The sequence below is a fragment of the Pseudomonas sp. D3-10 genome (assembly GCF_051132175.1).
GTDB lineage: Bacteria > Pseudomonadota > Gammaproteobacteria > Pseudomonadales > Pseudomonadaceae > Aquipseudomonas.
Genome location: NZ_CP071668.1, coordinates 5,199,794 through 5,222,361, shown reverse-complemented (window position 1 = coordinate 5,222,361; position 22,568 = coordinate 5,199,794). Strand labels below are relative to the sequence as shown.

The following is a 22,568-nucleotide window of genomic DNA, read 5'->3' as shown; positions in this document are numbered from 1 at the left end:
CATGGCTGACTACAAAGCGCCCCTGCGCGATATGCGCTTCGTCCTCAATGAAGTATTCGAGGTCGCGAAACTTTGGGCTCAATTGCCGGCGCTGGCCGACACTGTGGACGCTGAAACTGTCGAGGCGATTCTTGAAGAGGCCGGCAAGGTCACCAGCAAAAGCGTAGCGCCCCTCAGCCGCGCGGCTGACGAGGAAGGTTGCCACTGGGCTGACGGCGCCGTCACGACCCCGGCAGGTTTCCCACAGGCTTATAAGACTTATGCCGAAGGCGGCTGGGTGGGTGTCGGTGGTGATCCGGCGTATGGTGGCATGGGCATGCCCAAGGCTGTTTCGGCCCAGGTCGAGGAAATGGTCAACTCCGCCAGCCTCTCATTTGGGCTGTACCCGATGCTGACCGCCGGGGCTTGCCTGTCGATCAATGCCCACGCCAGCGAAGCGTTGAAGGCCGCGTACTTGCCGAATATGTACGCGGGCATCTGGGCCGGCTCGATGTGCCTGACCGAGCCTCACGCCGGTACCGACCTGGGGATCATCCGGACCAAGGCTGAACCCCAGGCCGACGGTTCCTACAAAGTCAGCGGCACCAAGATTTTCATCACAGGCGGCGAACACGACCTCACCGAAAACATCATTCACCTGGTGTTGGCGAAGCTCCCGGACGCACCGGCCGGGCCGAAAGGCATCTCGCTGTTCCTCGTGCCGAAATTCATGGTCAATGCCGACGGCAGCCTGGGCGCACGCAACGCAGCCAACTGCGGTTCGATCGAGCACAAGATGGGCATCCAGGCGTCCGCCACCTGCGTGATGAACTTCGACGAAGCGGTAGGTTATCTGGTCGGCGAGCCCAACAAAGGCCTGGCGGCGATGTTCACCATGATGAACTACGAGCGCCTGGGCGTCGGTATCCAGGGCCTGGCCACTGGCGAGCGTTCCTATCAGAACGCTATCGAATACGCCCGCGATCGCCTGCAAAGCCGTTCGCCAACCGGCGCGCAAAACAAAGACAAGATCGCTGACCCGATCATCGTCCACCCGGACGTGCGCCGCATGCTACTGACCATGAAAGCCTCGAACGAAGGTGGCCGCGCATTTTCCACCTACGTGGCGATGCAACTGGATACCGCGAAATTCAGCGAAGACCCAGCCACGCGCAAGCGCGCGGAAGACCTGGTCGCGCTGCTGACGCCGGTGGCCAAGGCTTTCCTGACCGATCTGGGCCTGGAAACCACGGTCCATGGCCAGCAGATCTTCGGCGGTCACGGTTACATCCGCGAATGGGGCCAGGAGCAACTGGTGCGTGACGTGCGCATCACGCAGATCTATGAAGGCACCAACGGTATCCAGGCGCTGGATCTGGTAGGGCGCAAGATCGTCGGAAGTGGTGGGGCGTTCTATAAATTGTTCGCCGATGAAATCCGTCATTTCACCGCCACCGCAAGCAGCGATTTGTCGGAGTTCACCCAACCGTTGAACGATGCCGTTGGCACGCTGGACGAGCTGACCGAATGGCTGCTCGATCGGGCAAAAAACAACCCGAACGAAATTGGCGCGGCTTCGGTGGAATACCTGCAAGCGTTCGGCTACACCGCTTATGCCTACATGTGGGCGTTGATGGCCAGGGCGGCCCTGGGCAAGGAAAGCCAGGATGATTTCTACGCAGGCAAGCTGGGCACGGCGCGATTCTACTTCGCCCGCCTGTTACCGCGAATTCATTCGCTGAGCGCTTCGGTGAAGGCCGGCAGTGAGTCGCTGTTCCTCTTGGAGCCGGGTCAGTTCTGAAGATGTGTCGTGATGTAAGCAAATGCTTACATCACGTGCTGGCGATTTCCCTCTATCGGCAGATTGGATCCACGGATAATCTAGCTTCCATGGACGTAGCGCAGGACGCGCAAAAGTAACAACACGGACACGTAGGATTCTGCCAGGAAGGCGGAGTGAAATGGATGTCAGGGAAACAGTCTGCAAAGCCCCGCTTCGGCGGGGTTTTCTTTTGCCTGCGTTTTTTGTCCGCGCATAACCTTCCCTTTGGGCGCCCCTTGATGGTCCGCACTGAACCCTGACGAGCGGTCAGGTGTCCATGAGCATATGGCAATATGGCCATCGCCAATCAGGGAGTCATCCATGGATATCATTCGCATCATCATCGCCATTCTTCTGCCGCCGCTGGGTGTTTTTCTGCAAGTCGGTTTCGGCGGGGCTTTCTGGCTGAATATTCTGCTGACGCTGTTGGGCTACATCCCGGGCATCGTGCATGCGGTGTACATCATCGCCAAGCGCTGAAAGTTTGCAGCTAGAGGATTGCTCTTGTGGCGAGGGAGCTTGCTCCCGCTGGGTCGCGGAGCGGCCCCAAGCCCTGCGATTGCTGCGCAATCGAGCGGGAGCAAGCTCCCTCGCCACAAGAGCTCGCCACTTTTTATAAGCTCGCTTCTATCACTTTTCGATAAAACAACCACTCATGCTCCAGCGCATGCGCCTGGTTCAACGCCTTGCGAAAGCCGTGGCGCTCGTCCGGGTAGTAGTGCGCCTCCACCGGAACACCGTTGTCTTCCAAGGCCTTGACCATATCGCGGGTTTGCTGCGGCACGACCACGGCATCGAGTTCACCTTGGAAAAAAATCATCGGCGCGCGGATCCGGTCGGCGTGAAGCAACGGCGTGCGGGCCCTGTAGCGTTCGGCGTCCAGCTGTGGATCGCCGATCAGCCAGTCCAGGTAGTCCCCTTCGAATTTGTGTGTCGCGCGGCCCAGGGCAGCGGGGTCGCTGACGCCGTAGAGGCTGGCGCCGGCACGGAATACGTTCCGGAACGCCAAGGCGCAAAGTGTCGTGTACCCACCGGCGCTGCCGCCACGAATGAAGGCGCAGCGGCTATCGATCAAGCCCTGCTCATCCAGATACGCGACAACCGCGCAGGCATCCTCGACATCCACCACCCCCCAGTTCAAATGCAATGCCTGCCGGTAAGCCCGGCCGTAGCCACTGCTGCCGCGGTAGTTGAGATCGGCCACGGCAAAGCCGCGCTGGGTCCAGTATTGGATGCGCGGGTCGAAAATGGGATAGCAGGCCGACGTCGGCCCGCCATGGATAAACACCACCAGCGGCGGTTTAGCCTCGGCGTCCATCGCAGGATAAAAGAACCCGTGGGCCTCGCTTGAAGCGACGGGATAGCGCAAGGTTTGCGGACAGCTGATGTGCTCGGCGGGTAACGGCGAAACGCCGCCGGCCACGATTATGGCTTCGTGGTTTTGTCGTTCAATAGCAATGACCGCCGACGGGCTGGTCGGCGAAGCGGCAATTGCATAAACGAATTGCTCATCCAAGGCCAGGCTGCGAAAGCGGCTGTAGGGTCCGGTGAACTCCTCAATCGCGCCGCTATGGCGCAGGCCCAGCCGGCCAAAACCCGCTTCGGTCCAGCTCGCCAGGTAAATGTCCTCGCCCAAGGGCAGCCACGTACAGCCGCCCAATTGCCAAGGCGCCGGGGCGTGATCGGCTTCGGCGGCAGCCAATGGTTTCAAGAAGCCGGCATCTTCGACCCAAGGCTGCCAATAACCACCCCGATCCGTCAGGCAATAAAGACGATTCGCCGCGTCGAATCGTGGTTGCTGGATGGACTCATCCTCACCTTGGCCGGCAACGCAGCGCGGCTCACTCCAACCTGCATCGTTACGCTCTGCCAACATCAGTCGCGTGGCCGTCCAGGGTTGATGAGGACGGCTCCATTCGATCCAGGCGAGGCGCTTTTGATCCGGGCTCAGGATCGGCGCGGCGTAGAAATCCGCACCCTCGGCCAGCACCCGTCGCTTAAAATCGGCCAGCCCGATCGACACCAGACGATGCTGATTGGCCTGTTCCTCAACCGCCAGCACTCGCCCCGCGGCGAAGTGCAGGTCGCCATATCGCCTCTCGCCCGAAGTCAGCGCCACGGGACGATCGCCGTCCAATGACTGGTGATACAGCTGTTGGTCGGCCTCGTTGACAAACAGCACGCCGTCATCGCTCAGGCAAAACGACCCGCCACCGTATTCGTAGACCCGACTGCGCGCGCTGAACCCGTCCGGGGTCAGACAGCGGGCCTTGGCATCTTGCCAATGCCAGATCCGGCAGGCGCCATCCGCTGGGCGGTATTCATTCCAGAAAAGCCCTGAAGGCCCGAGTTGCAGTTCGGCAAAGTCGATGCCTGCCGCGACAGCCTGGGCGGCGCTGAGCGGATCAGCCTTTAACGATGAGGCGCGAGTTTCGTTCATTGCGAAAGGCCAATTGTTCAATGGTTTGCGTGGCATGCTCGGCGTCTTCGCGCGCCTGGAGAATCATGCCGTGGTGTTCGGATTTGCTGCACACCGGGTCGGCGTTGCTGGCGTCGCCTGTGAGCATGAACGCCTGGCAGCGGCAGCCGCCGAAATCCTTTTCTTTTTCATCGCACGAGCGGCAGGGCTCGGGCATCCAGTCATATCCGCGGAAACGGTTGAAGCCGAACGAGTCGTACCAGATGTGCTGCATGCTGTAATCGCGCACATTCGGAAACTGCACCGGCATCTGTCGGGCGCCATGGCACGGCAATGCGGTGCCGTCCGGCGTGACGGTCAGGAAGATGCTGCCCCAGCCGTTCATGCAGGCTTTGGGGCGTTCCTCATAGTAGTCTGGGGTCACGAAGATCAACTTGCACGGATTGCCTTCGGCTTCCAGCTTGGCCCGGTATTCATTGGTAATGCGTTCGGCCCGCACCAGCTGTTCCCGGGTGGGCAGCAGGCCGACGCGGTTGAGGTGCGCCCAGCCATAGAACTGGCACGTGGCGAGCTCGACGAAGTCGGCTTGCAGGGCGATGCACAGCTCGATGATGCGATCGATCTTGTCGATGTTGTGCCGATGGGTCACGAAGTTCAGCACCATCGGATAGCCGTGGGCCTTCACCGCCCGGGCCATTTCCAGTTTTTGCGCGAAGGCTTTCTTCGAGCCGGCCAGCAAGTTGTTCACCTGCTCATCGCTGGCCTGGAAGCTGATCTGGATATGGTCCAGGCCGGCCTTCTTGAAATCGCTGATTTTCTGTTCGGTCAAACCGATACCGGAGGTGATCAGGTTGGTGTAGAAACCCAACTTGCGCGCCTCCCCGATCAGCTCGGCCAGGTCCTGGCGCACCAGCGGTTCGCCACCGGAAAAGCCCAACTGCGCAGCGCCCATCTCCCGGGCCTCGCGGAACACCTTGAACCACTGCTCGGTGCTCAGTTCCTTGCCTTGCTCGGCAAAGTCCAGCGGGTTGGAGCAGTACGGGCATTGCAGCGGGCAGCGATAGGTCAGCTCGGCCAGCAGCCACAACGGCAGGCCGACGGCGGGCTTCTCAGGCAAGGGTGATCCAGTGCTCAGCACGGGCGACCTCCATGAATTGCTCGATGTCGTCACCGAGCTCAGGCACACCGGGAAATTGTTTGTCCAGCTCAGCGATGATCGCCGCCACATCGCGCTCGCCATCGATCAGGCCACCGATCAGCGCAGCGCTGTCGTTCAGCTTGATCATGCCTTCAGGATAGAGCAGCACGTGACCTTTCTGGGCCGGTTCGTACTGAAAGCGATAGCCGGGGCGCCAATCGGGGATTTGGCTGCGATCGAAACTCATAAGGCGATTCCTTTGTGCCAGACCCGTTGGTCGGTCACGGTGTGATAGGGCGGGCGGTTCAGTTCGTAGGCCATGCTCATGGCGTCGAGCATGCTCCAGAGAATGTCGAGTTTGAACTGGAGAATCTCCAGCATGCGTTCCTGGCCTTCACGCGTGGTGTAGTGCTGCAAGGTGATCGCCAACCCGTGCTCCACGTCGCGCCGGGCCTGGCCCAGGCGGGTGCGGAAGTATTCGTAGCCGGCCGGGTCGATCCATGGGTAGTGTTGCGGCCAACTGTCGAGGCGCGACTGGTGGATCTGCGGGGCGAACAGTTCGGTCAGCGAGCTGCTGGCGGCTTCCTGCCAGGAGGCGCGGCGGGCGAAGTTGACGTAGGCGTCCACGGCGAAGCGCACACCTGGCAGCACCAGTTCCTGGGAACGCAATTGATCGGGATCGAGGCCCACCGCTTGACCCAGCCGTAGCCAGGCTTCGATGCCGCCGTCTTCGCCAGGGGCGCCGTCATGGTCAATCAAACGCTGGATCCACTCGCGGCGGATCTCCCGATCCGGGCAGTTGGCCAGGATCGCGGCGTCCTTGAGCGGAATGTTCACTTGGTAATAGAAGCGGTTCGCGACCCAACCCTGGATCTGCTCGCGTGTGGCTCGGCCTTCGTACATCGCCACGTGGTACGGGTGATGGATATGGTAGTAGGCGCCCTTGGCGCGCAAGGCTGCTTCAAATTCTGCGGTGGTCAATGGCGTGTCAGTCATTTCGGGGCCTCCTACAGTTCGATGCTCATGCCGTCGTAGGCGACTTCGACATTGCGTCGCACCAGCTCGGCCCGCTCGGGTGAATCCTCGTCGAGTATCGGGTTGGTGTTGTTGATATGAATAAGGACCTTGCGTTGCTCGGGCAGTTGCTCCAGCACTTCGAGCATGCCGCCGGGACCGTTCTGCGCCAGGTGGCCCATTTCCCGACCGGTGCGGGTGCCGACGCCACGGCGCTGCATCTCATCGTCGTCCCACATCGTGCCGTCCACCAACAGGCAGTCGCTGCCGGCCATGATGTCCAGCAGCGGACCGTCGACCTTGCCCAGGCCCGGTGCATAGAACAGCTTGCCGCCGGTGCGCAGGTCTTCGACGATCAGCCCGATGTTATCGCCCGGGTGCGGGTCGAAGCGGTGCGGGGAATAGGGCGGGGCGGCGCTGCGAAGTGGCAGTGGGGTAAAGCGCAGGCTTGGGCAAGCGGCAATAGTGAAACTCTGATCGAGTTGGATGCGGTTCCAGCTCAGGCCGCCGTTCCAGTGGGTGAGCATTTTGAACAGTGGGAAACCCGTGCTCAGGTCTTCATGGACCATGTCGGTGCACCAGACCTGGTGCGGGCAACCTTCGCGCAGGCTGAGCAGGCCGGTGGTGTGGTCGATCTGGCTGTCCATCAGAATGATTGCGCCGATACCGGTGTCCCGCAGGGCCCGGCCAGGCTGCATCGGGGCAAATCCCTGGAGCTGGGCGCGAATGTCCGGCGAGGCGTTGCACAGCACCCAGCTCACGCCGTCGTCGGAAATCGCGATGGACGACTGGGTACGCGCCTGGGCCCGCAGGCTGCCGTTGCGAAAACCTGCGCAATTGGCGCAGTTGCAGTTCCACTGGGGAAAACCGCCGCCCGCGGCGGAGCCTAGAATCTGGACGAACATGGTCGCTCCATCTACAAACCGAAAATAAAAACGCCCCGGATGACCGAGGCGTGGTGTTGCGTACTACCGCCTGCAGCAATCAACGGCTGGCGAAGTACATGGTGACTTCGAAGCCGATACGCAGATCGATATATGCGGGTTTGGACCAGGACATGGGAATACTCCTTTGGTTGGGATACTTCGGTTAGATGGTACGGGTGGAACCTATACATATAGTCCACCTCCGCTCGGAGATGTTCAGATGCTTAGGCGGCTATGTTACTAAATCTGACAAATTCCTTCGCCGCGATTCTTTGAGAAAGCTCGTTGCATGGCCGGTAACGATCATCGCACCGCGCGCCAGGGCGTTCCCGGGCACGGCGCGTTGCTCAGGCAGGAACGTCCGCCGAGGGCTTCTTTCAAACGGTGCGCGGCGTCGACCAGTTGTCCGCGTGTCATCGATGTTATGACGTCGGGTAACCGTTGCAGGTAGTCCGTTGGACGACCGGCCAGTTTGCCCTGCCAGAGCAGTTCGGCTGCCTGGGCGATGGGCATCGCCGCGCTTTGAATCTGGCTGGCCAAGGCCTGTTGCTGGCTGGTCAGGGTCGAGTCGTCTAGCTGCTGGATCAACTCAGGCAAGGTTTCCAGGAACTGCTCCATATGTTCAGCCAACTGCGCTGCCGAGGCACCGGGTGATTGGGCGCCCAGTAGCAGGCCGGTGCGTCCGTCGATCTGCTTCAAACCACTGAACACCGCATAGCCCAGTTGCAGGTCCACTCGCAGGCGTTGGTAGTACGGGGTTTGGCTCAGATGGGCGAGCAAACGCCACGCAGCCTCGTCGCAAATGTCCTGGGTTGCCGTGGGGCAGAACATCAGTACGGCGTGGTCGTCTCCTGGAGTTTCGAGCGTGTGCCAGGCGCGTCCCGGAGCAGCCACGAGCGTCGACACCGCTTCTTCTCGGGCGATCCCAGGAATTCGCGCCAGAACGGGGCCCAGCGCCACTTGAGTGGCCGCCGCCAGACCGACGGCCAAGCCGTCCCATCGGGCGTTCGTCCAGACGCTCTGATCGCTGTCGGACGATGATGGCGATCGTGGGGTTTGCCGCAAGAGCTCCGGCAATTCACGCAACAGCTGTCGGATCGGTATCAAGGGAGGCTCGCTATTGGCCGGGACTGGCGGCAGCGGCTGGCCCAGTTCCACCAGCAGGTGTTCAAGTACTCGCGGCATCGGTGCCTGCAAGCCGGTCAGTTTCAGCAGGCATTGTTCGTCATGAGTCTCGAAGGTAATGTCCACGCCGGCCTGGCGGGCGTCTTCGCGCAGATCCGCCAATTGCCGATCGAGCCTGCGTTGGTGGCCGGGCGATACGGGGGCCGCCAATAGCCAGCGCAGGTACACCGCGCCTTCCGGCGAGGTATCCGGCAATGCCTGGCTGAACTGCATGGGCGAGCGTTCGCGCCGGCCCCGGCTGCGGTCTTGTGCGAATGTTCGTAAGCCGCGGTGGGCACTGGTTTGGCCGCGAATCAATCCGGCGCGGGGTGGTTCGTTGATGCTTTGCAGAAACGGGTTGGGCGAGGGCAATTGCCACGGTTCGACGGGCTGATCGACGGCGTGTAATTGCTTGAGGATTTCCCTGAGGCGCATCAGGTCGTTTTCCGACAAGGGGCCTTGGCGTCCTTCGCTGTCCCAACGAGCCAGTTGCAGGGCTGCTGCCGTCTCCAGTTGGCGTTGGCGTAGCGCAGTGAACGCCTGGCGAAGTGATGCCCAGTCATCCTGAGCGGCAAAAAAACCCAGCCAATCGCGCAGCAGCGGTTGGATATCAGTCGGCACCTGGTCGCGGTCGTGCTTGAACTCGATGTGAAGCAGTGCCTGACCAGAAAATTCATACAGGGGCACGGCTTTGAGGCTGTCAGCCAGACCGCGTTGGCGCAACGTTGCAAGCAACCCGCCCGGTTTAGGGGCGTTGAGCCAGTGGCAGAGGAAATCCAAGGCTTGGGGCGAGGCGGCAGGCAAGTTTTCGAAGGCGAACAGTACGTCGAGCGAATCTTGCCGGGCCTGCTGGTACCCGGTCTCGGTTGCTGCCATGAGCCTCGGCGGTGGCTGCCTGACCTGCGTTCTGCCGGTTGGCAGGCTTTCACCGAACTGAGTGGCCAGCGCCTCCAGGGTCCCGATGCGTTGCGGGCCGGCCAGGCTCAAGGTCATCTGGCCGCTCCGATAGAAACGCTGGTAGAAATCGCGCAGCGCGCTCTGGAATTCTGGCTGTGGTACGGCGAGGCTGTCGCGATTGCCCGCATGAAAGCCGCGCAATGGGTGATCCTTCGACAGTCCTTCATACAAGGCAACCTGCCGCTGGGCCGCCGCATCCTGGGACCAGGCAATAAACTCTGCGTGCAGCACTTCCCGCTCTCGCAACTGGTCGGTCTCATCCAGACGCGGATGGGCCAGCATGTCCGCCAACCGCTCAAGCCCACCGGGCAGGGCGGCAGGTGGCAGCTCCAGAATAAACTCCGTGGTGCGTTCACTGGTACGCGCGTTGACCTGCCCGCCGTGGTCCCGCACGTAGGGCATCAGGTTCTGCCCAGTGGGAAAACGCTCCGTCCCCAGGAAGAAAAGATGTTCAAGAAAGTGCGCCAGCCCCGGCCAGGCCTTGGGCGCATCATGGCTACCGGCGGCCACGCGCAACACCGCAGCGCTGCGCTTGAGGCCAGGAGCATGACGCAACGTCAATTTCAGGCCGTTGGACAGGGTTTCGGTATGGGGGCGGAGGGAATCGGGGGCCGGCATGAGCGCTTCCAGGACTGGGATGTGCTCATGCTAGCGGATTAGCCCGGATCAGTGTTTATGCAAGTCGCCGTACAGCGCCGCACGCCGATCGTGCAGGTAGTTGTAGGCTGCCCGCGATTGCTCCATCAATTGCCGATCCAGCTCACCCACGATCAACGCTTCGTCCAGCCCCGCCAACGCCGGGCGGCTGCCGTTCGGGGCGGCAATGCTGCTCTGACCGCAATACTGCAACTCACCTTCGTGGCCGCAATAGTTGGCATAGGCCACGAAACACTGGTTCTCGATGGCCCGGGCGCGCACGGTGACGTCGGCGATGAACTCGTACGGATGCATGTTGGCGGTGGGTACCAGGATAAGCTCGGCGCCGGCCAGCGCCAGGCGCCGGGCATTTTCTGGAAACTCCAAGTCATAGCAGATCAGGAAGCCGAGCTTCCAACCGTTGAGCTCCACGATCGGCAACGCTGAATCGCCCGCGCTGAACATCGTGCGGTCGAGGTCGCCGAACAAATGACTCTTGCGATAATTGGCCAGGCGCTCGCCGTGGGCGTCGATCAATTGGACCGAATTGTAGATCTGCCCATCTTCGCTGCGCTCCGGGTAACCATAGAGAATGGCCAGGCCGGCCGCCTTGGCGATGCGGCCGATTTGCTGCGCCCATTCGCCGTTGTAGACCTCGGCCAGTACATTCACCGCATCGACCCCAATGTTGTAGCCAGTCAAGAACATCTCCGGCAACACCAGCACATCGGCGCCCCTGGCTTCCAGCGCGACCTGGTGCAGTCGCTGCAGGTTGCCGGCCGGTTCCATGGGCAGCGGTGGGCATTGGTAAAGGGCTACGCGCATCGACAACTCCTTATTCGGGCAAGGCGATCGGACCGATTTCGTCGAACACATCGCCTGGCCCCGGGTTCTCGGGGTGAGTTTCACCGCCGAAATGTTTCATGATCCCCCACACGGCATTGAGCGAGGTCTGGACCGCGCCTTCTACCCAGGCGGGTGTCCATGAGACGTCATCACCGGCGATAAAGATCCCTTTTTGTTCAGCCGGCATGTCGTCTTGCATGAAGTGCGCATACATGCGTTGGTTGTATCGGTAGTGGCCCGGTAGGGCGCCTTTGAATGCACCGAGGAAATAGGGGTCGGCTTCCCAGGAAACTGTGATCGGATCGCCAATGATCCGCGCGGCGATGTCGACGTTCGGATAGATTTTTTTCAGCGCATCAAGCGCCAGTCTCACGCGTTTTTCCACGGGATACGGCAGCATTTTCAACGCATCGCTCATCCATGAGTAGGACAGGCAGATAACGCCTGGCTTGTCGTCGCCGTTGTCGAACAGGTAAGTGCCGCGAGTCAGCCGGTCGGTGAGGGTCATGCTCATCAAGTCGCGGCCGGTCTGCGGGTCCTTGTCCTTCCAGAAGGGCCGGTCGACCATCACGAATGTCTTCGATGCTTGCATGTAGCGGGTGCGGTCCAGGGCCATCCACATTTTTTGCGAGAACAGCGCTTCTTCACATTCGATCTGGGTGGTCAGCAGCCAAGTCTGGCACGTCACCAGCACGGCGGCGTATTCCCGGGTGTCACCCCAGACGTCGGTCACGGTGAAGCGGTCGTTATCGGCACGGGCAATGCGCTTCACGCCGCTGCGAGGCGCGCCCAGGTGCAACGAATTCAGGCTGGTGCCTTCCGGCCAATGCACGCAGCGCTCTGGCACGTGTTTCCAGATTCCGTGGGGGACCTGCTCGACGCCGCCGACCACCAGGTGCTGATGATCGTCGCAGTTGGTCATCACCACGCGAAAGATTTCGAGCATCGAGTTGGGAAAGTCCGAGTCCCAGCCGCCAGTGCCGAAACCAACCTGGCCGAACACTTCGCGATGCTGGAACGAGAGCTTGGCGAAGGCCTTGGACGTAGCGACAAAGTCGTAGAAGGTGCGGTCATCCCACAGCGGCACCAGGGTGTTCCACAGCTCCTTGAGACGCGGGACGTCGCGGTCGCGGATCGCTTGCTGGATATCGCCGAAGCGCGAGCCAGCCTCCAATGCGTCGGCCCAGGCGTCGGCCACTTCTTGGAATAACGCCGGAAGGTCAGCCATGCTTTCTGCGTAATAGGTCTGCCCTTCAAGGTCGATGACCGTGCTGCCCGAGGCCGACGTCAACGGGTTGGGAAAGGGTTTTGTCTCCAGGCCCAGCTTGTCGACGTAGTGGTAGAACGCCGTGGACGACACTGGGAAACGCATGCCGCCGAGTTCGGCGACGATACCTTCGGCGCCGTTGAACGCTTGGGAGCGCAGGCGTCCGCCCAGCTTCGACGCCTCGTACACCACCGGTTTGAGGCCCATCTTCATCAGCTCGTAAGCCGCCACCAGACCGGCGATCCCGGCGCCGACAATTGCTACCTCGGCGCCGTGATTGTGCTTCGGGATCATGCCCAGGCCGGCTGGGTGTTCGATCCAGTCGTCAAAGGCGAAGGGAAAGTCCGGGCCGAAAATGGTGATGGGTTTCTTGCCGTTGGCAGGGTGGCGATTGTTCTTGTTCATGGCTGACCTTGGGAGGCGACTCGGCGCGGTGTTCGCGTCTGAGTATAGGAAAGATGCCAGCCATTCTAGAGAGCATGAAACACGTTAATAAGACGCAATGTGTCGTCGTTTTGTACGTATCGCCGTCATTTTCACTGGCTAGATAGGCTTAATGACGAAACCAGCTCTTGTAGGAGCGAGCCTGCTCGCGATAGCGGGCCGTCAGCCCGTGCAAATGTTGACTGATCCGCCGCCATCGCGAGCAGGCTCGCTCCCACAGGATTTTGGGCAGGTTCTAGACGGGCTGCCCCCGGTCGATCTTGCTGCTGAGAATGATCGAAGTGGTAGTTTTCTCCACCCCGTCCACGCTGCCGATCTGGTCCAGCAGTTGATCCAGCTGTTCCGGCGAGTCGGTGCGCAGCCAGGCCACGTAATCGAACTCGCCGCTCACCGCGCACAACTGCTGGACCTGGGCCATCGCACTCAAGCGCCGCAATACGTCTTTCCCCGAGCGTGGCTGGACCTTTATGCCGACGTAAGCCTGCAAACCGCCATCGATCACTCGCTGCCCCAGACGTACGCCGTATCCGGTGATGATCTTGGATTTTTCCAGTCGAGCCAGGCGCGAGGTCACGGTCGTGCGAGCGATGCCCAACTGCCGGGCAAGCACGGCGACGCTTTCCCGGGCGTTGATTTGCAGCGCCGCGATCAGCTGGCGATCAATTTCGTCGAGGACGGGAGGGCGGGTATCAGTCAAGGTCAGCTCCAGCGCAGGCATCATTGGCGGGCATGTTACAGGCTCCGGCGTTCGAAGTAGCTGATGGCAGGCAAGGCCAGCGCTCGCCAGGCTGGGGCGAGGTGCGCTTGCGAAGGCCTGAGCCAGAGGCCGTCCTCGCCGATCAGTTGTTCCGCGGGCAGCAGCAGCAAATCGTCGAGCGTAAACGACTGCGCCGCGCCTCGATCCTCATCGTCTTCGGTTTCCCAGTCGCGTTCGAAACACCGGACCCGCAGCTTTTCTTCATCGAAGCCTTCGAACTCGGGCCGATTGCCCAGCCATCGCGGATGAATCCGCAGCGTGTGCGCCTGGACATCGAGAAGCATCAGTTGCCAGCCCCGATAACTTCCGCACAGCTGCGCCACGTCAGTTGCCATGCGGGTCAGGGCCAGGTAGTGGCCATCCGAGGACCAGATCATCGAAGGGGCCAGATCGACCAAGGCGCAGCCTGAAGCCGTCAGCAGATAACCGCCAAGCCGCGGCGTACCGGCGCGCACCCAGCTGTCGGCATATTCGGTCTCGCTGCCGAACAGCCAGGCGGCGTCCCGATGAGTCGGCGCGGGCTGGATGAAATCGCCATCGGCAGTCGCCGCCTGCGGCCGATCCACCAAGCGCCATGGGGGGATGACGTTCAGTTGCGAGTCTGTGGGCTGCAACTGCACCGTGTTATAGAACAGCCGGGACTGCTCGTTGGGGCGACAGAAAGACGCGTCGCTGCCGACCTCTGGCGCGGCGACATTGAAGCGCCGGAGCGGGCTGCTCTGCAGATCATTGTCGAGACGACCTACGACCATCGCCAGACTCAACCGACCATCGCGAAAGTCGAGGATCCGTTCTACCCACATGGCGGGCCCTTTCAGCAGGCGCCGCTCTTGCACGTCGGCCACCACTGCATGGGTGGCAACGGTCGTTGCCCCTCCAAAAGGCAGCAGCGCCAGGTAGCGACCACAATCCGAGGCGCGATGATCCAGCAGCCAGCGTTCCGGCAGGAGCCAGTCACCGATCTGGCAGCGATAGCCACCAAGCCCTTCGCGATTGTCACCCTGCCAGCTCAGGCGCGCGCTTGTGCCGCCCAGCAGCGCTTGTGTCTCGATGTGCGAATCGCCCCGGCGGCCCGGGCTGTCCAACGGTATGACGATGGCCATGCGCGTCAGCTTGAACTCGCCCACCTGCACCCGACCCTGGATGTCGTGGCCCGTCTGGGTCTCGGTATCGCTGTGGATACTGTCCAAGCGGTAGCCATACTGGCCGGAACCCGGTCGTGGATAGTCGAGGTAAGCGTCGATATGCACTTGGCCTGCATCGAGCTTCAGCAAGTCATGCCAATAAAAAGACGGTTCGGTGGTGCTCTTGATCCAAGGCAAGGGCAGGTCGCGCCAGCCTTTGTCCACTTGCCACGACCAATACCGTTCGCCTTGCGCCTCGTTGGCCTGTTCCCCGGCCAGGCACACCAGGGCGCGGTGATCGGTGCTCCACACCAATGGCGCATCGGCGGTCATCAAGAGCCCGGACGGCTGCCCATTGATGCTGACGGCATAGCGCGGCGAATACAGTGGCTCCAGGGGTCGGTCCAAATCGCGCAGCGTAGCCGGCAAGATGATGTTGCCAGCCAGGCATTGTCGACCATCAGCGGACGGACGTTCGAAGGTAGGCTGGAGATTGTCCGGGTGCAGGCCAGGCTCCAGCCAAAGATCCGCGACGGGAATCAGGTCGACTGCCTCTGCGGTTTGTAGCAGCTTTTCCAGGCGAACCTGACGGACGCCGTTATCGACCAATGGGCTGTAGCGGCCGCTCAGTTGATCAGAATCAAAAGCGTCCAGCTCCCAGAATTCGCTTTCGGCGCAGCGGTATAAGGTGCGCTGCTGGCGGTCGAGAATGACCAGTCCCCAGTCCTGCCGTGACGGCACCGGCGCGGCAAAATAGCGCCCTTCGCTGGAAAATACCGCCGAAGAACCGATCCCTTGCAAAAGTACGCCATCTGGAAACAAGTAATCGCAATACACAGGACCGCCCATGGCGATTTCACTGTGGTTGAACACCCGGATTGGCTCGCCTTCCGGGGTCAGAAGCGGCTCGTTACCGCCCCAGGCGCTTGGCCCCTTGGTGGAAACCGGTGCCAACCCAAGGCGCCGCTCCCATTTGCTGACACAGGCGAGCCCGACAATGATGGCGATGATCGCCACGAGAATGCCCCACCACTCCGGCAGCGCCCGGCCCAGGCTGAAGCCCAGGCCAAATACGGCACCCACCGTCAGCCTCGCGATGCCTCGGCCCATCGTCAGAGCGCCCAGGCGCGCGGCGAGGCCCATCAGCGACCCTAGGAAAATCACTGCCAGCAAGGCCAGCGGCGGGGGCAGAACGGTAACGAAAAAGGCTGGCACCACGAGGATGCCGAGTTGCCAGAAGAGTTCGAGGAACAGGCGGGACAGGCTGGGAGTGGCGATGATGGAGGTCTCTCGAAGGCCGGGGTTTGCAATTGTAAGTGAGCCGCACTGAAAAAAACGACGGGTCGAGGCTAACCGGCTTCATGAGGATTTTCGGAATGGCCTGACATACACGGCCCGGTATCTCTGCTGCAATTGCGTTCCGCTATGAACTGCTTTGCAGTCTTGGGAAACAAGATGGGATCGTTAAAAGATTTTTACTGGAAGCGTTGGGTCAAGAGACACCGGTGCAAGCTTGCTGGCGGCCTCCAATCGCTGAGCAGGAGGACAGAGCTGACCCTGGAAGAGGGCGTTGCCCTTGGGCACGTCGACATTGACTCGCCGCGTCTCGCGATCGGCGCCCACACTTATATCCGCAGTGGCAGCCATCTATCCCTGGTGGCATCGATCGGTCGCTTTTGCTCAATGGGCACTGGCGTGGTGATAGGCCAGGAAAAGCACACGCATCCCACCGATTGGCTCAGCTCTCATCCTTTCCAATACACGGCTTCCCCGCTGAGTTACCGTGCCAGGACCCAAATGGCCACGATTGGCCACGACGTCTGGGTGGGCAGCCATGCCATGGTCATGGAGGGCGTCAACGTCGGCACGGGCGCGGTGATTGCAACCCGGGCAGTCGTGGCTGGGGATGTGCCGGCCTACGCAATCGTAGCGGGCGTCCCGGCCAAGGTAGTGCGGTTCAGGCACGCTCCTGATGTTATCGAGCGCCTGTTGGCGAGTCGGTGGTGGGAAATCGAGGTGGAGGAATTGAAGACGCTGCCCCTCGACGAACCTGAAACCTGCCTGGAGCTGCTGGAGCGCAAAGCTCCGGTGGCTGCTCAGTACCGAAAAATCAGCGTGACACGTAAGGGTTGTCGCGCGGGGGAAATGATGACCGTGACGTAGTGCTTGCGATTGATGGTTGTACGCTTTTTTCTGGCCCCGACAAGTCAAGATGATGACCGTCTGGAAAAGCAAAAGCCGCGCAATGCGCGGCTTTCGAATTGGTGGGCCCACACGGACTCGAACCGTGGACCAAAGGATTATGAGTCCTCTGCTCTAACCAACTGAGCTATGGGCCCTCAGTAGGCCGCGGATTATAGCGACGGTTTCTCGGCTGTGCTATCCGAAAAATCCGATACGGTTACACGCAGAAACGTTGCGGCGAACTCTTCGGCGCACAGGGGCAGGCTGACAATGTAGCCCTGGATCTGTTCGCAGCCCTCCTCGGCGAGGAATTGTTGTTGGGCCAGGGTTTCGACGCCTTCGGCGATGATGGTGAATTGCATGCTGCGACCCAGGGCGATAATTGCCCGTACGATGGCCGCGTCGTGGGGGTCATCGGGCAGGCCGCGGACGAAGGATTGGTCGATCTTGAGGATATCCAGCGGCAGGCGCTTGAGGTAGCTGAGTGAGGAATAGCCGGTGCCGAAGTCGTCGATGGCCAGTTGCACACCGAGTTTTTTCAACTGGTGCAACACTGCCAGGGCTTCTTCGGCCTGGCTCATGATGAAGTTTTCGGTAATCTCCAGTTGCAATAAGCCCGGTTCGAGATGGTTTTCCCGCAAGAGTTGTTCGATACGACCCAGCAGGTTGGGTTGGCGCAGTTGGACGCCAGCCAGGTTCACTGACAGCGGGCCGAGGCTTTCGTGAGTGCAATTCCATTCGCATAGCTGTCGGCAGGCGGTCTCTAGCACCCAGTCGCCGATCTGCAGGATCATCCCGTTTTCTTCGGCCAGTGGGATGAAGTGTTCCGGGGGCACGTCGCCGAACGTCGGATGGGTCCAGCGAATCAGTGCCTCGGCGCCCACCAGGCTGTTGTCGACCAGGCTGATTTTTGGCTGGAAAGACAACGACAACTCGTTGCGCTCGATCGCCCGTCGCAGTTCGTGTTCCAGCGCCACGCGCTCGCTGGCTTGGGCCGTGAGGTCGCGGGTGTAGCTTTCTACCCGGTTGCGCCCCTTGGCTTTGGATCGGTACATCGCCGCGTCGGCATTCTTGACCAGCGTGGCCACGTCGCAGCCATCCTGAGGATACAGGCTGGTACCAATGCTGGCGCTGATGAAAAACTCGTGTTCACCTGCCTGGAAAGGCGCGCCAAAACAGTTCAGGAGTTTTTGGGCGATGTGCTCGGCGTCGCTGGGCTGTTGCAGGCCAGGCAGCAGGATGATGAACTCGTCGCCTCCCAGGCGCGCCACTGTGTCGATGTCCCGTAGCTGCTCGCGCAGCCGTACGGCGATGCCCTTTAGCAGCAGGTCACCGACCGGGTGCCCGAGGCTGTCGTTGATGTGTTTGAAACGGTCCAGATCAAGGAACAACACTGCGCCTTGTCCTCCGTTTTCCTGCTGGCTGTTCAGGGCGGTCAGCAAGCGGCTTTCGAACAAGGTGCGATTCGGAAGGCCGGTGAGTGGGTCGTGGTGTGCCTGGTAATCGAGTCGGGCCTGGGCGTGCTTGAGGCTTGAAATATCGGCAAAAACCGCAACGAAGTGAGTGATTTGATGGCCCCGGTTGCGAACGGCGCTGATGGTTAGCCAGCTGGGGTACAGTTCCCCGTTTTTACGTCGGTTGGAAATCTCTCCTTGCCAATGACCCTCCGCCGTCAGCTGATGCCACATTGCCGCATAGAAGGCACTGTCATGTAGGCCGGAGGCCAGTAAGCGGGGGGTGTGGCCCAATGCTTCGCTTTCGCTATAGCCGGTGATTTCGGTGAAGGCGCGGTTGACGGCGTTGATGTGCTGTTGCGTGTCGGTGATCAAGACGCCCTCGGCGGTGCTTTCGAACACGGTGGCTGCCTGTTGCAGTTTTTCCTGCATGAAGTGGCGCTCAGTGATGTCCCGGGCGATGGTCAGCATGCAGTCTTCATTGCCGATGGGCAGGGGACGGCTGGACACCTCGCAGAGTCGGATCTGTCCATCGTTGCGGCGGATATGACAGCTGAAATCCTTGACGAAGCCGTCCCGTTGCAGCAGGTCGAGCATCTGTTTGCGTTCGTTGAGGTTGACCCAGATGCCGAGGTCCAGCGTGGAGCGATCCACCGACAGGGCGCTGTTGAAACCGGTGATGCGACTGAAGCCCTCGTTGACTTCTATCAGCAGGCCGTCGCTTTGCCGGGACAGCAACAGGCCGTCGGGCGAGGCATGAAAAGCCTTGGCGAACTTTTCTTCGGAGGTCTGCAGTTGTTGTTGGGTTTCCTTGAGTTGGCTGATGTCGCGCACGACCACCACCAGGGCGGGGGTGGTGTCGAGATCGAAGGGTTCGGCCGAGATCAGGCCGGTAAACACCTGGCCGTTGCTGCGTCGAAAGGGCATTTCGAGGTTGCGGATGCTGCCGGCCTGCAAACGCTGCAACAGGCTTGGCCCGACGCCTTGGATGCCCCAGATGTCCAGGTCCGTAGTGTTTTTGCCAATCACCTGGTCGGCACTGATGCCGATCTGTTCCTCGAAAGCTTTGTTCACTTCCAGCAGGCAGCCGTCCTGCAGGCGCGCAATCACCAGGATGTCGGGGCACTGGCGAAACACCGAGGCGAATTTTTGTTCGGAAAGACGTAACGCTTCCTCGGTGTGCTTGGCTTCACTGATGTCGATCATCAAGCCACGCATCAGCGGCTCGTGGCCGTGCTGGATGAGGCTGACGATATCCCTGACCCAGAGGCAGCGACCATCAGCGGTGATAACCCGGTAATCGACGCAGTGATCGCGGCCGGCGAGGACTTCGTGGTCGCAATAAGTCTGGGCGCGTATGAGGTCTGCCGGGTGGATGATGTTGCGCCAGAAGCCAGGAATGAGCCAATGGGCGAGAGGGTAGCCGAGCAGCTCTTCGGCGTGGGGCGACACGTAGCTGTAGGTGAAATCGCTGACCCTCGCTTCCCATGCGATGGCCGAAAGGCTCTCGACCAATCCCCGATAATGGTATTCGCTGCTGCGCAGTTCCTGTTCAAGATCGACTCGCCGGGCTATTTCCGAGCTGAGGCGACGATTGATGCGAATCACCACGGCCAGGATGCCGCCCAGCAGAAGCATTCCTGGCAGGCCGTAAAGCAGCAGATCTGACCAGAGTTGACGATAATCGCGCACATTGCCGATCCACTTTTCCTGGATCTCGCTGATTTCGGCGGACGTCATGTCAGCCATCACTTTGTCCAGAATGCCCACGAGAATCTTGTTTTCCTGGGGGACGGCCATCGCCAATTGATACCGGTAAGGCGTTTCCCCGCTTACATAAAGCCCATCGAGCTTGAGCTGGCGCAGGCTCCAGACGCTGGAAGCAAGGTCACCCACCACGGCATCCACCTGATCCGTCGCCAGCGCCTGCAAGGCCGAGCTGACGTTGGGCAGGGCAACCAGATTCAGGTCGGGATGGTGATTGCGCAACAACTCGTGGGGGGCATAGTTTTCCACCACGGCGATCTTCAAGCCGTACAAGTCCTCCAGCCTGCGCGGTTGGGCGCCCCCGTGATGGGCGAGGATGACAATCGGGAAATCCAGGTAGGGACGGGTAAAAGCCAGATAATTCTGGCGTTCGGGGGTGGACATGATGCCCGGCAAAAGATCGATTTTGCCCTGTGCGACCTGCTCCAGCACCACGGTCCAGCTCACTGGCTCGATGGGCGTCAATGTAATCGCCAATCGCTGGCGAATGATATCGACGTAATCGGCAGCCAGGCCTTGGTAGCGCCCCTGATCGTCGCGGAATTCGAACGGCGGCCATGAGGCATCGACACCCAGGCGCAGGTCGGGGTGGTCCTTGAGCCAGCGGCGCTCTTCGTCGGTGAGCGTCAACGCGCCGGCAGTCGCGGTCCAGGTCATCAGTGACAGCAAAAGCACGGCCGTCAGTCTGGGCATCACGGTCTCGTCTTGGCTTGGGGAGGATGTTTCGAGTGTAGACGGGCAAAAGGGCGGGGGTGGCAACGAAAGCGTTTTATCTGCGCATAGCAAAACCCCCGGCAGGGCCGGGGGTTTTGAAGGTCACTCGTCGAGGAAAGAGCGTAGATGCTCGCTTCGCGTCGGGTGGCGCAGTTTGCGCAACGCCTTGGCTTCGATCTGACGAATCCGCTCACGGGTCACATCGAACTGCTTACCGACTTCCTCGAGGGTGTGGTCGGTATTCATGTCGATGCCGAAACGCATGCGAAGAACCTTGGCTTCGCGGGCCGTGAGGCCGGAAAGTACTTCGCGAGTCGCTTCCTTGAGGCTCTCAACGGTGGCGACATCGATCGGCGACTGCATGGTGGAGTCTTCGATGAAGTCACCCAGATGGGAGTCTTCATCATCGCCGATCGGGGTTTCCATGGAGATCGGTTCTTTGGCGATCTTCAGTACCTTGCGGATCTTGTCCTCAGGCATTTCCATGCGTTCGCCCAGCTCTTCCGGGGTCGGTTCGCGACCCATCTCCTGCAACATCTGCCGGGAAATACGGTTGAGCTTGTTGATCGTCTCGATCATGTGCACCGGAATACGGATGGTGCGGGCCTGGTCGGCGATCGAGCGAGTGATCGCCTGACGGATCCACCAGGTAGCATAAGTCGAGAACTTGTAGCCGCGACGGTATTCGAACTTGTCCACCGCTTTCATCAGGCCGATGTTGCCTTCCTGGATCAGGTCGAGGAATTGCAGGCCACGGTTGGTGTACTTCTTGGCGATGGAGATCACCAAACGCAAGTTCGCTTCGACCATCTCTTTCTTCGCGCGGCGGGCCTTGGCTTCGCCGATCGACATGCGACGGTTGATGTCCTTGATTTCAGCGATGCTCAGGCCGGTCTCGGTCTCCAGCGCGCTTAGCTTCTGCTGGCAACGAATGATGTCCGGTTGCAGGCGGGCAATGGCTTCGGCGTATTTGCTCTTGCCCTTGGCCAGTGCATCGGTCCAGCTTTCGTCGACTTCGTGACCAGGGAACTGGCGCAGGAAGTCTGCACGGGGCATGCGCGCATCACGAACGCACAATTGCATGATCGCGCGCTCTTGCTGACGCAGGCGATCCAAGGCACTGCGAACACGCTCTACCAAGCCTTCGAACTGCTTGGGTACAAGCTTGATCGGCATGAACAGCTCGGCCAGCGCCAACAGCTCGGCGATTGCCTGCTTGTTGTTGCGACCATGCTTTTTCAGGGCCTTGCGGGTGATCTCCATCTGGTCGGCCACGGCACCGAAGCGCTGGGCAGCGATGACCGGATCGGGACCGCTTTCGGCCTCTTCTTCGTCGTCGCTCGCTTCGGCGTCTTCGTCATCGGTATCGTCGTCAGCCTTGGCGGCTTTCGCGTCGATCGGCGGCGGCACTTCAGCGGCAGGCGGCGCGATGCCGTCGTCCGGGTCGATGTAGCCGCTCAGGACGTCGGATAGGCGGCCACCTTCGGTGGTAACGCGGGTGTACTCGGAGAGAATATGGTCGACCGTGCCAGGGAAGTGCGCGATCGCGCCCATCACTTCACGGATGCCTTCTTCAATACGCTTGGCGATTTCGATTTCGCCTTCACGCGTGAGGAGCTCTACCGTACCCATTTCACGCATATACATGCGCACGGGGTCGGTGGTGCGACCAATGTCGGTCTCGACCGCCGCCAACGCTGCGGCCGCTTCTTCAGCGGCCGCCTCGTCGGTATCGGCGTCGGCCAGCATAAGGGCATCCTTATCTGGAGCAACCTCGAATACGTTGATCCCCATGTCATTGATCATGCGGATGATGTCTTCCACCTGTTCCGGATCTGAAATATCCTCCGGCAGGTGGTCGTTGACCTCCGCGTAAGTCAGGTAGCCCTGCTCACGACCCAATAGGATCAACTCTTTGATACGAGACTGCTGTTGCGCTTTTCCGGACATAACACC

Annotated in this window: 16 protein-coding genes and 1 tRNA gene; 3 read left to right on the top strand and 14 right to left on the bottom strand. The window is 60.7% G+C overall.

What is annotated here, in order from left to right; all coding sequences use genetic code 11:
• The first annotated feature begins 1 nt into the window (after position 1).
• Positions 2-1,780, top strand: coding sequence for an acyl-CoA dehydrogenase C-terminal domain-containing protein (locus J3P90_RS23735; RefSeq protein WP_420764900.1), 1,779 nt, complete (start codon positions 2-4; stop codon positions 1,778-1,780).
• 342 nt (positions 1,781-2,122) lie between these two features.
• Positions 2,123-2,281, top strand: a complete 159-nt coding sequence (locus tag J3P90_RS23730; protein ID WP_038436734.1) for a YqaE/Pmp3 family membrane protein — start codon at positions 2,123-2,125, stop codon at positions 2,279-2,281.
• 133 nt (positions 2,282-2,414) lie between these two features.
• Here J3P90_RS23730 and J3P90_RS23725 read toward each other — a convergent pair whose 3' ends face one another.
• From J3P90_RS23725 to J3P90_RS23675, 11 genes are all read right to left on the bottom strand, one after another.
• The gene (locus tag J3P90_RS23725) at positions 2,415-4,241 is read right to left on the bottom strand and encodes a prolyl oligopeptidase family serine peptidase (protein ID WP_434561967.1); all 1,827 of its coding nucleotides are present in this window, start codon (positions 4,239-4,241) and stop codon (positions 2,415-2,417) included.
• Complete coding sequence (gene pqqE / locus J3P90_RS23720; RefSeq protein WP_434561969.1) at positions 4,207-5,337, bottom strand: pyrroloquinoline quinone biosynthesis protein PqqE; 1,131 nt, start codon at positions 5,335-5,337, stop codon at positions 4,207-4,209. The genes J3P90_RS23725 and pqqE overlap by 35 nt, the downstream gene beginning before the upstream one ends.
• On the bottom strand, positions 5,330-5,605 hold the full coding sequence (gene pqqD / locus J3P90_RS23715; RefSeq protein ID WP_420764897.1) for a pyrroloquinoline quinone biosynthesis peptide chaperone PqqD: 276 nt from the start codon (positions 5,603-5,605) through the stop codon (positions 5,330-5,332). The genes pqqE and pqqD overlap by 8 nt, the downstream gene beginning before the upstream one ends.
• Positions 5,602-6,354: a pyrroloquinoline-quinone synthase PqqC gene (gene pqqC / locus J3P90_RS23710; protein WP_434675472.1), complete on the bottom strand. Its 753-nt coding sequence runs from the start codon at positions 6,352-6,354 to the stop codon at positions 5,602-5,604. The genes pqqD and pqqC overlap by 4 nt, the downstream gene beginning before the upstream one ends.
• Before the next feature lie 11 nt (positions 6,355-6,365).
• Positions 6,366-7,277 (bottom strand): pyrroloquinoline quinone biosynthesis protein PqqB, encoded by a 912-nt coding sequence (pqqB, locus tag J3P90_RS23705; protein WP_434675471.1) that lies wholly within the window; start codon positions 7,275-7,277, stop codon positions 6,366-6,368.
• 79 nt (positions 7,278-7,356) lie between these two features.
• Positions 7,357-7,431 carry a pyrroloquinoline quinone precursor peptide PqqA gene (gene pqqA / locus J3P90_RS23700; protein ID WP_003177660.1) on the bottom strand — a complete coding sequence of 25 codons (75 nt, stop codon included), beginning with the start codon at positions 7,429-7,431 and terminating at the stop codon, positions 7,357-7,359.
• Positions 7,432-7,601: 170 nt separating this feature from the next.
• Positions 7,602-10,037, bottom strand: coding sequence for a pyrroloquinoline quinone biosynthesis protein PqqF (pqqF, locus tag J3P90_RS23695; RefSeq protein WP_434675470.1), 2,436 nt, complete (start codon positions 10,035-10,037; stop codon positions 7,602-7,604).
• Positions 10,038-10,085: 48 nt separating this feature from the next.
• Positions 10,086-10,880, bottom strand: a complete 795-nt coding sequence (locus tag J3P90_RS23690; RefSeq protein WP_420764893.1) for a carbon-nitrogen hydrolase family protein — start codon at positions 10,878-10,880, stop codon at positions 10,086-10,088.
• A 10-nt stretch (positions 10,881-10,890) separates the two neighbouring features.
• Positions 10,891-12,573: a flavin monoamine oxidase family protein gene (locus J3P90_RS23685; protein WP_420764892.1), complete on the bottom strand. Its 1,683-nt coding sequence runs from the start codon at positions 12,571-12,573 to the stop codon at positions 10,891-10,893.
• Positions 12,574-12,847: 274 nt separating this feature from the next.
• Positions 12,848-13,309: an Lrp/AsnC family transcriptional regulator gene (locus J3P90_RS23680; RefSeq protein WP_420764891.1), complete on the bottom strand. Its 462-nt coding sequence runs from the start codon at positions 13,307-13,309 to the stop codon at positions 12,848-12,850.
• Between the two features lie 35 nt (positions 13,310-13,344).
• Entirely contained in the window at positions 13,345-15,708 is a 2,364-nt protein-coding gene (locus tag J3P90_RS23675) for a hypothetical protein (RefSeq protein WP_434675469.1), read from the bottom strand.
• A gap of 240 nt (positions 15,709-15,948) precedes the next feature.
• Here J3P90_RS23675 and J3P90_RS23670 point away from each other — a divergent pair, with 240 nt between their 5' ends.
• Entirely contained in the window at positions 15,949-16,656 is a 708-nt protein-coding gene (locus tag J3P90_RS23670; protein ID WP_434609195.1) for a CatB-related O-acetyltransferase, read from the top strand.
• Between the two features lie 99 nt (positions 16,657-16,755).
• Here the strand turns inward: J3P90_RS23670 and J3P90_RS23665 are convergent.
• From J3P90_RS23665 to rpoD, 3 genes are all read right to left on the bottom strand, one after another.
• A tRNA-Ile gene (locus J3P90_RS23665) sits at positions 16,756-16,832 on the bottom strand.
• Positions 16,833-16,847: 15 nt separating this feature from the next.
• Positions 16,848-20,591: a bifunctional diguanylate cyclase/phosphodiesterase gene (locus J3P90_RS23660; protein WP_420764888.1), complete on the bottom strand. Its 3,744-nt coding sequence runs from the start codon at positions 20,589-20,591 to the stop codon at positions 16,848-16,850.
• Between the two features lie 123 nt (positions 20,592-20,714).
• Positions 20,715-22,562, bottom strand: a complete 1,848-nt coding sequence (gene rpoD, locus J3P90_RS23655) for an RNA polymerase sigma factor RpoD (RefSeq protein ID WP_420764887.1) — start codon at positions 22,560-22,562, stop codon at positions 20,715-20,717.
• Positions 22,563-22,568: the final 6 nt, after the last annotated feature.

Coding starts and splice junctions, on each gene's coding strand:
- pqqF (WP_434675470.1), bottom strand. CDS start 10,037: ATGCCGGCCCCCGATTCCCTCCGCCCCCATACCGAAACCCTGTCCAAC.
- J3P90_RS23735 (WP_420764900.1), top strand. CDS start 2: ATGGCTGACTACAAAGCGCCCCTGCGCGATATGCGCTTCGTCCTCAAT.
- J3P90_RS23685 (WP_420764892.1), bottom strand. CDS start 12,573: ATGAACAAGAACAATCGCCACCCTGCCAACGGCAAGAAACCCATCACC.
- J3P90_RS23690 (WP_420764893.1), bottom strand. CDS start 10,880: ATGCGCGTAGCCCTTTACCAATGCCCACCGCTGCCCATGGAACCGGCC.
- J3P90_RS23730 (WP_038436734.1), top strand. CDS start 2,123: ATGGATATCATTCGCATCATCATCGCCATTCTTCTGCCGCCGCTGGGT.
- pqqD (WP_420764897.1), bottom strand. CDS start 5,605: ATGAGTTTCGATCGCAGCCAAATCCCCGATTGGCGCCCCGGCTATCGC.
- pqqC (WP_434675472.1), bottom strand. CDS start 6,354: ATGACTGACACGCCATTGACCACCGCAGAATTTGAAGCAGCCTTGCGC.
- J3P90_RS23670 (WP_434609195.1), top strand. CDS start 15,949: ATGGGATCGTTAAAAGATTTTTACTGGAAGCGTTGGGTCAAGAGACAC.
- J3P90_RS23660 (WP_420764888.1), bottom strand. CDS start 20,591: ATGCCCAGACTGACGGCCGTGCTTTTGCTGTCACTGATGACCTGGACC.
- J3P90_RS23725 (WP_434561967.1), bottom strand. CDS start 4,241: ATGAACGAAACTCGCGCCTCATCGTTAAAGGCTGATCCGCTCAGCGCC.
- pqqB (WP_434675471.1), bottom strand. CDS start 7,277: ATGTTCGTCCAGATTCTAGGCTCCGCCGCGGGCGGCGGTTTTCCCCAG.
- rpoD (WP_420764887.1), bottom strand. CDS start 22,562: ATGTCCGGAAAAGCGCAACAGCAGTCTCGTATCAAAGAGTTGATCCTA.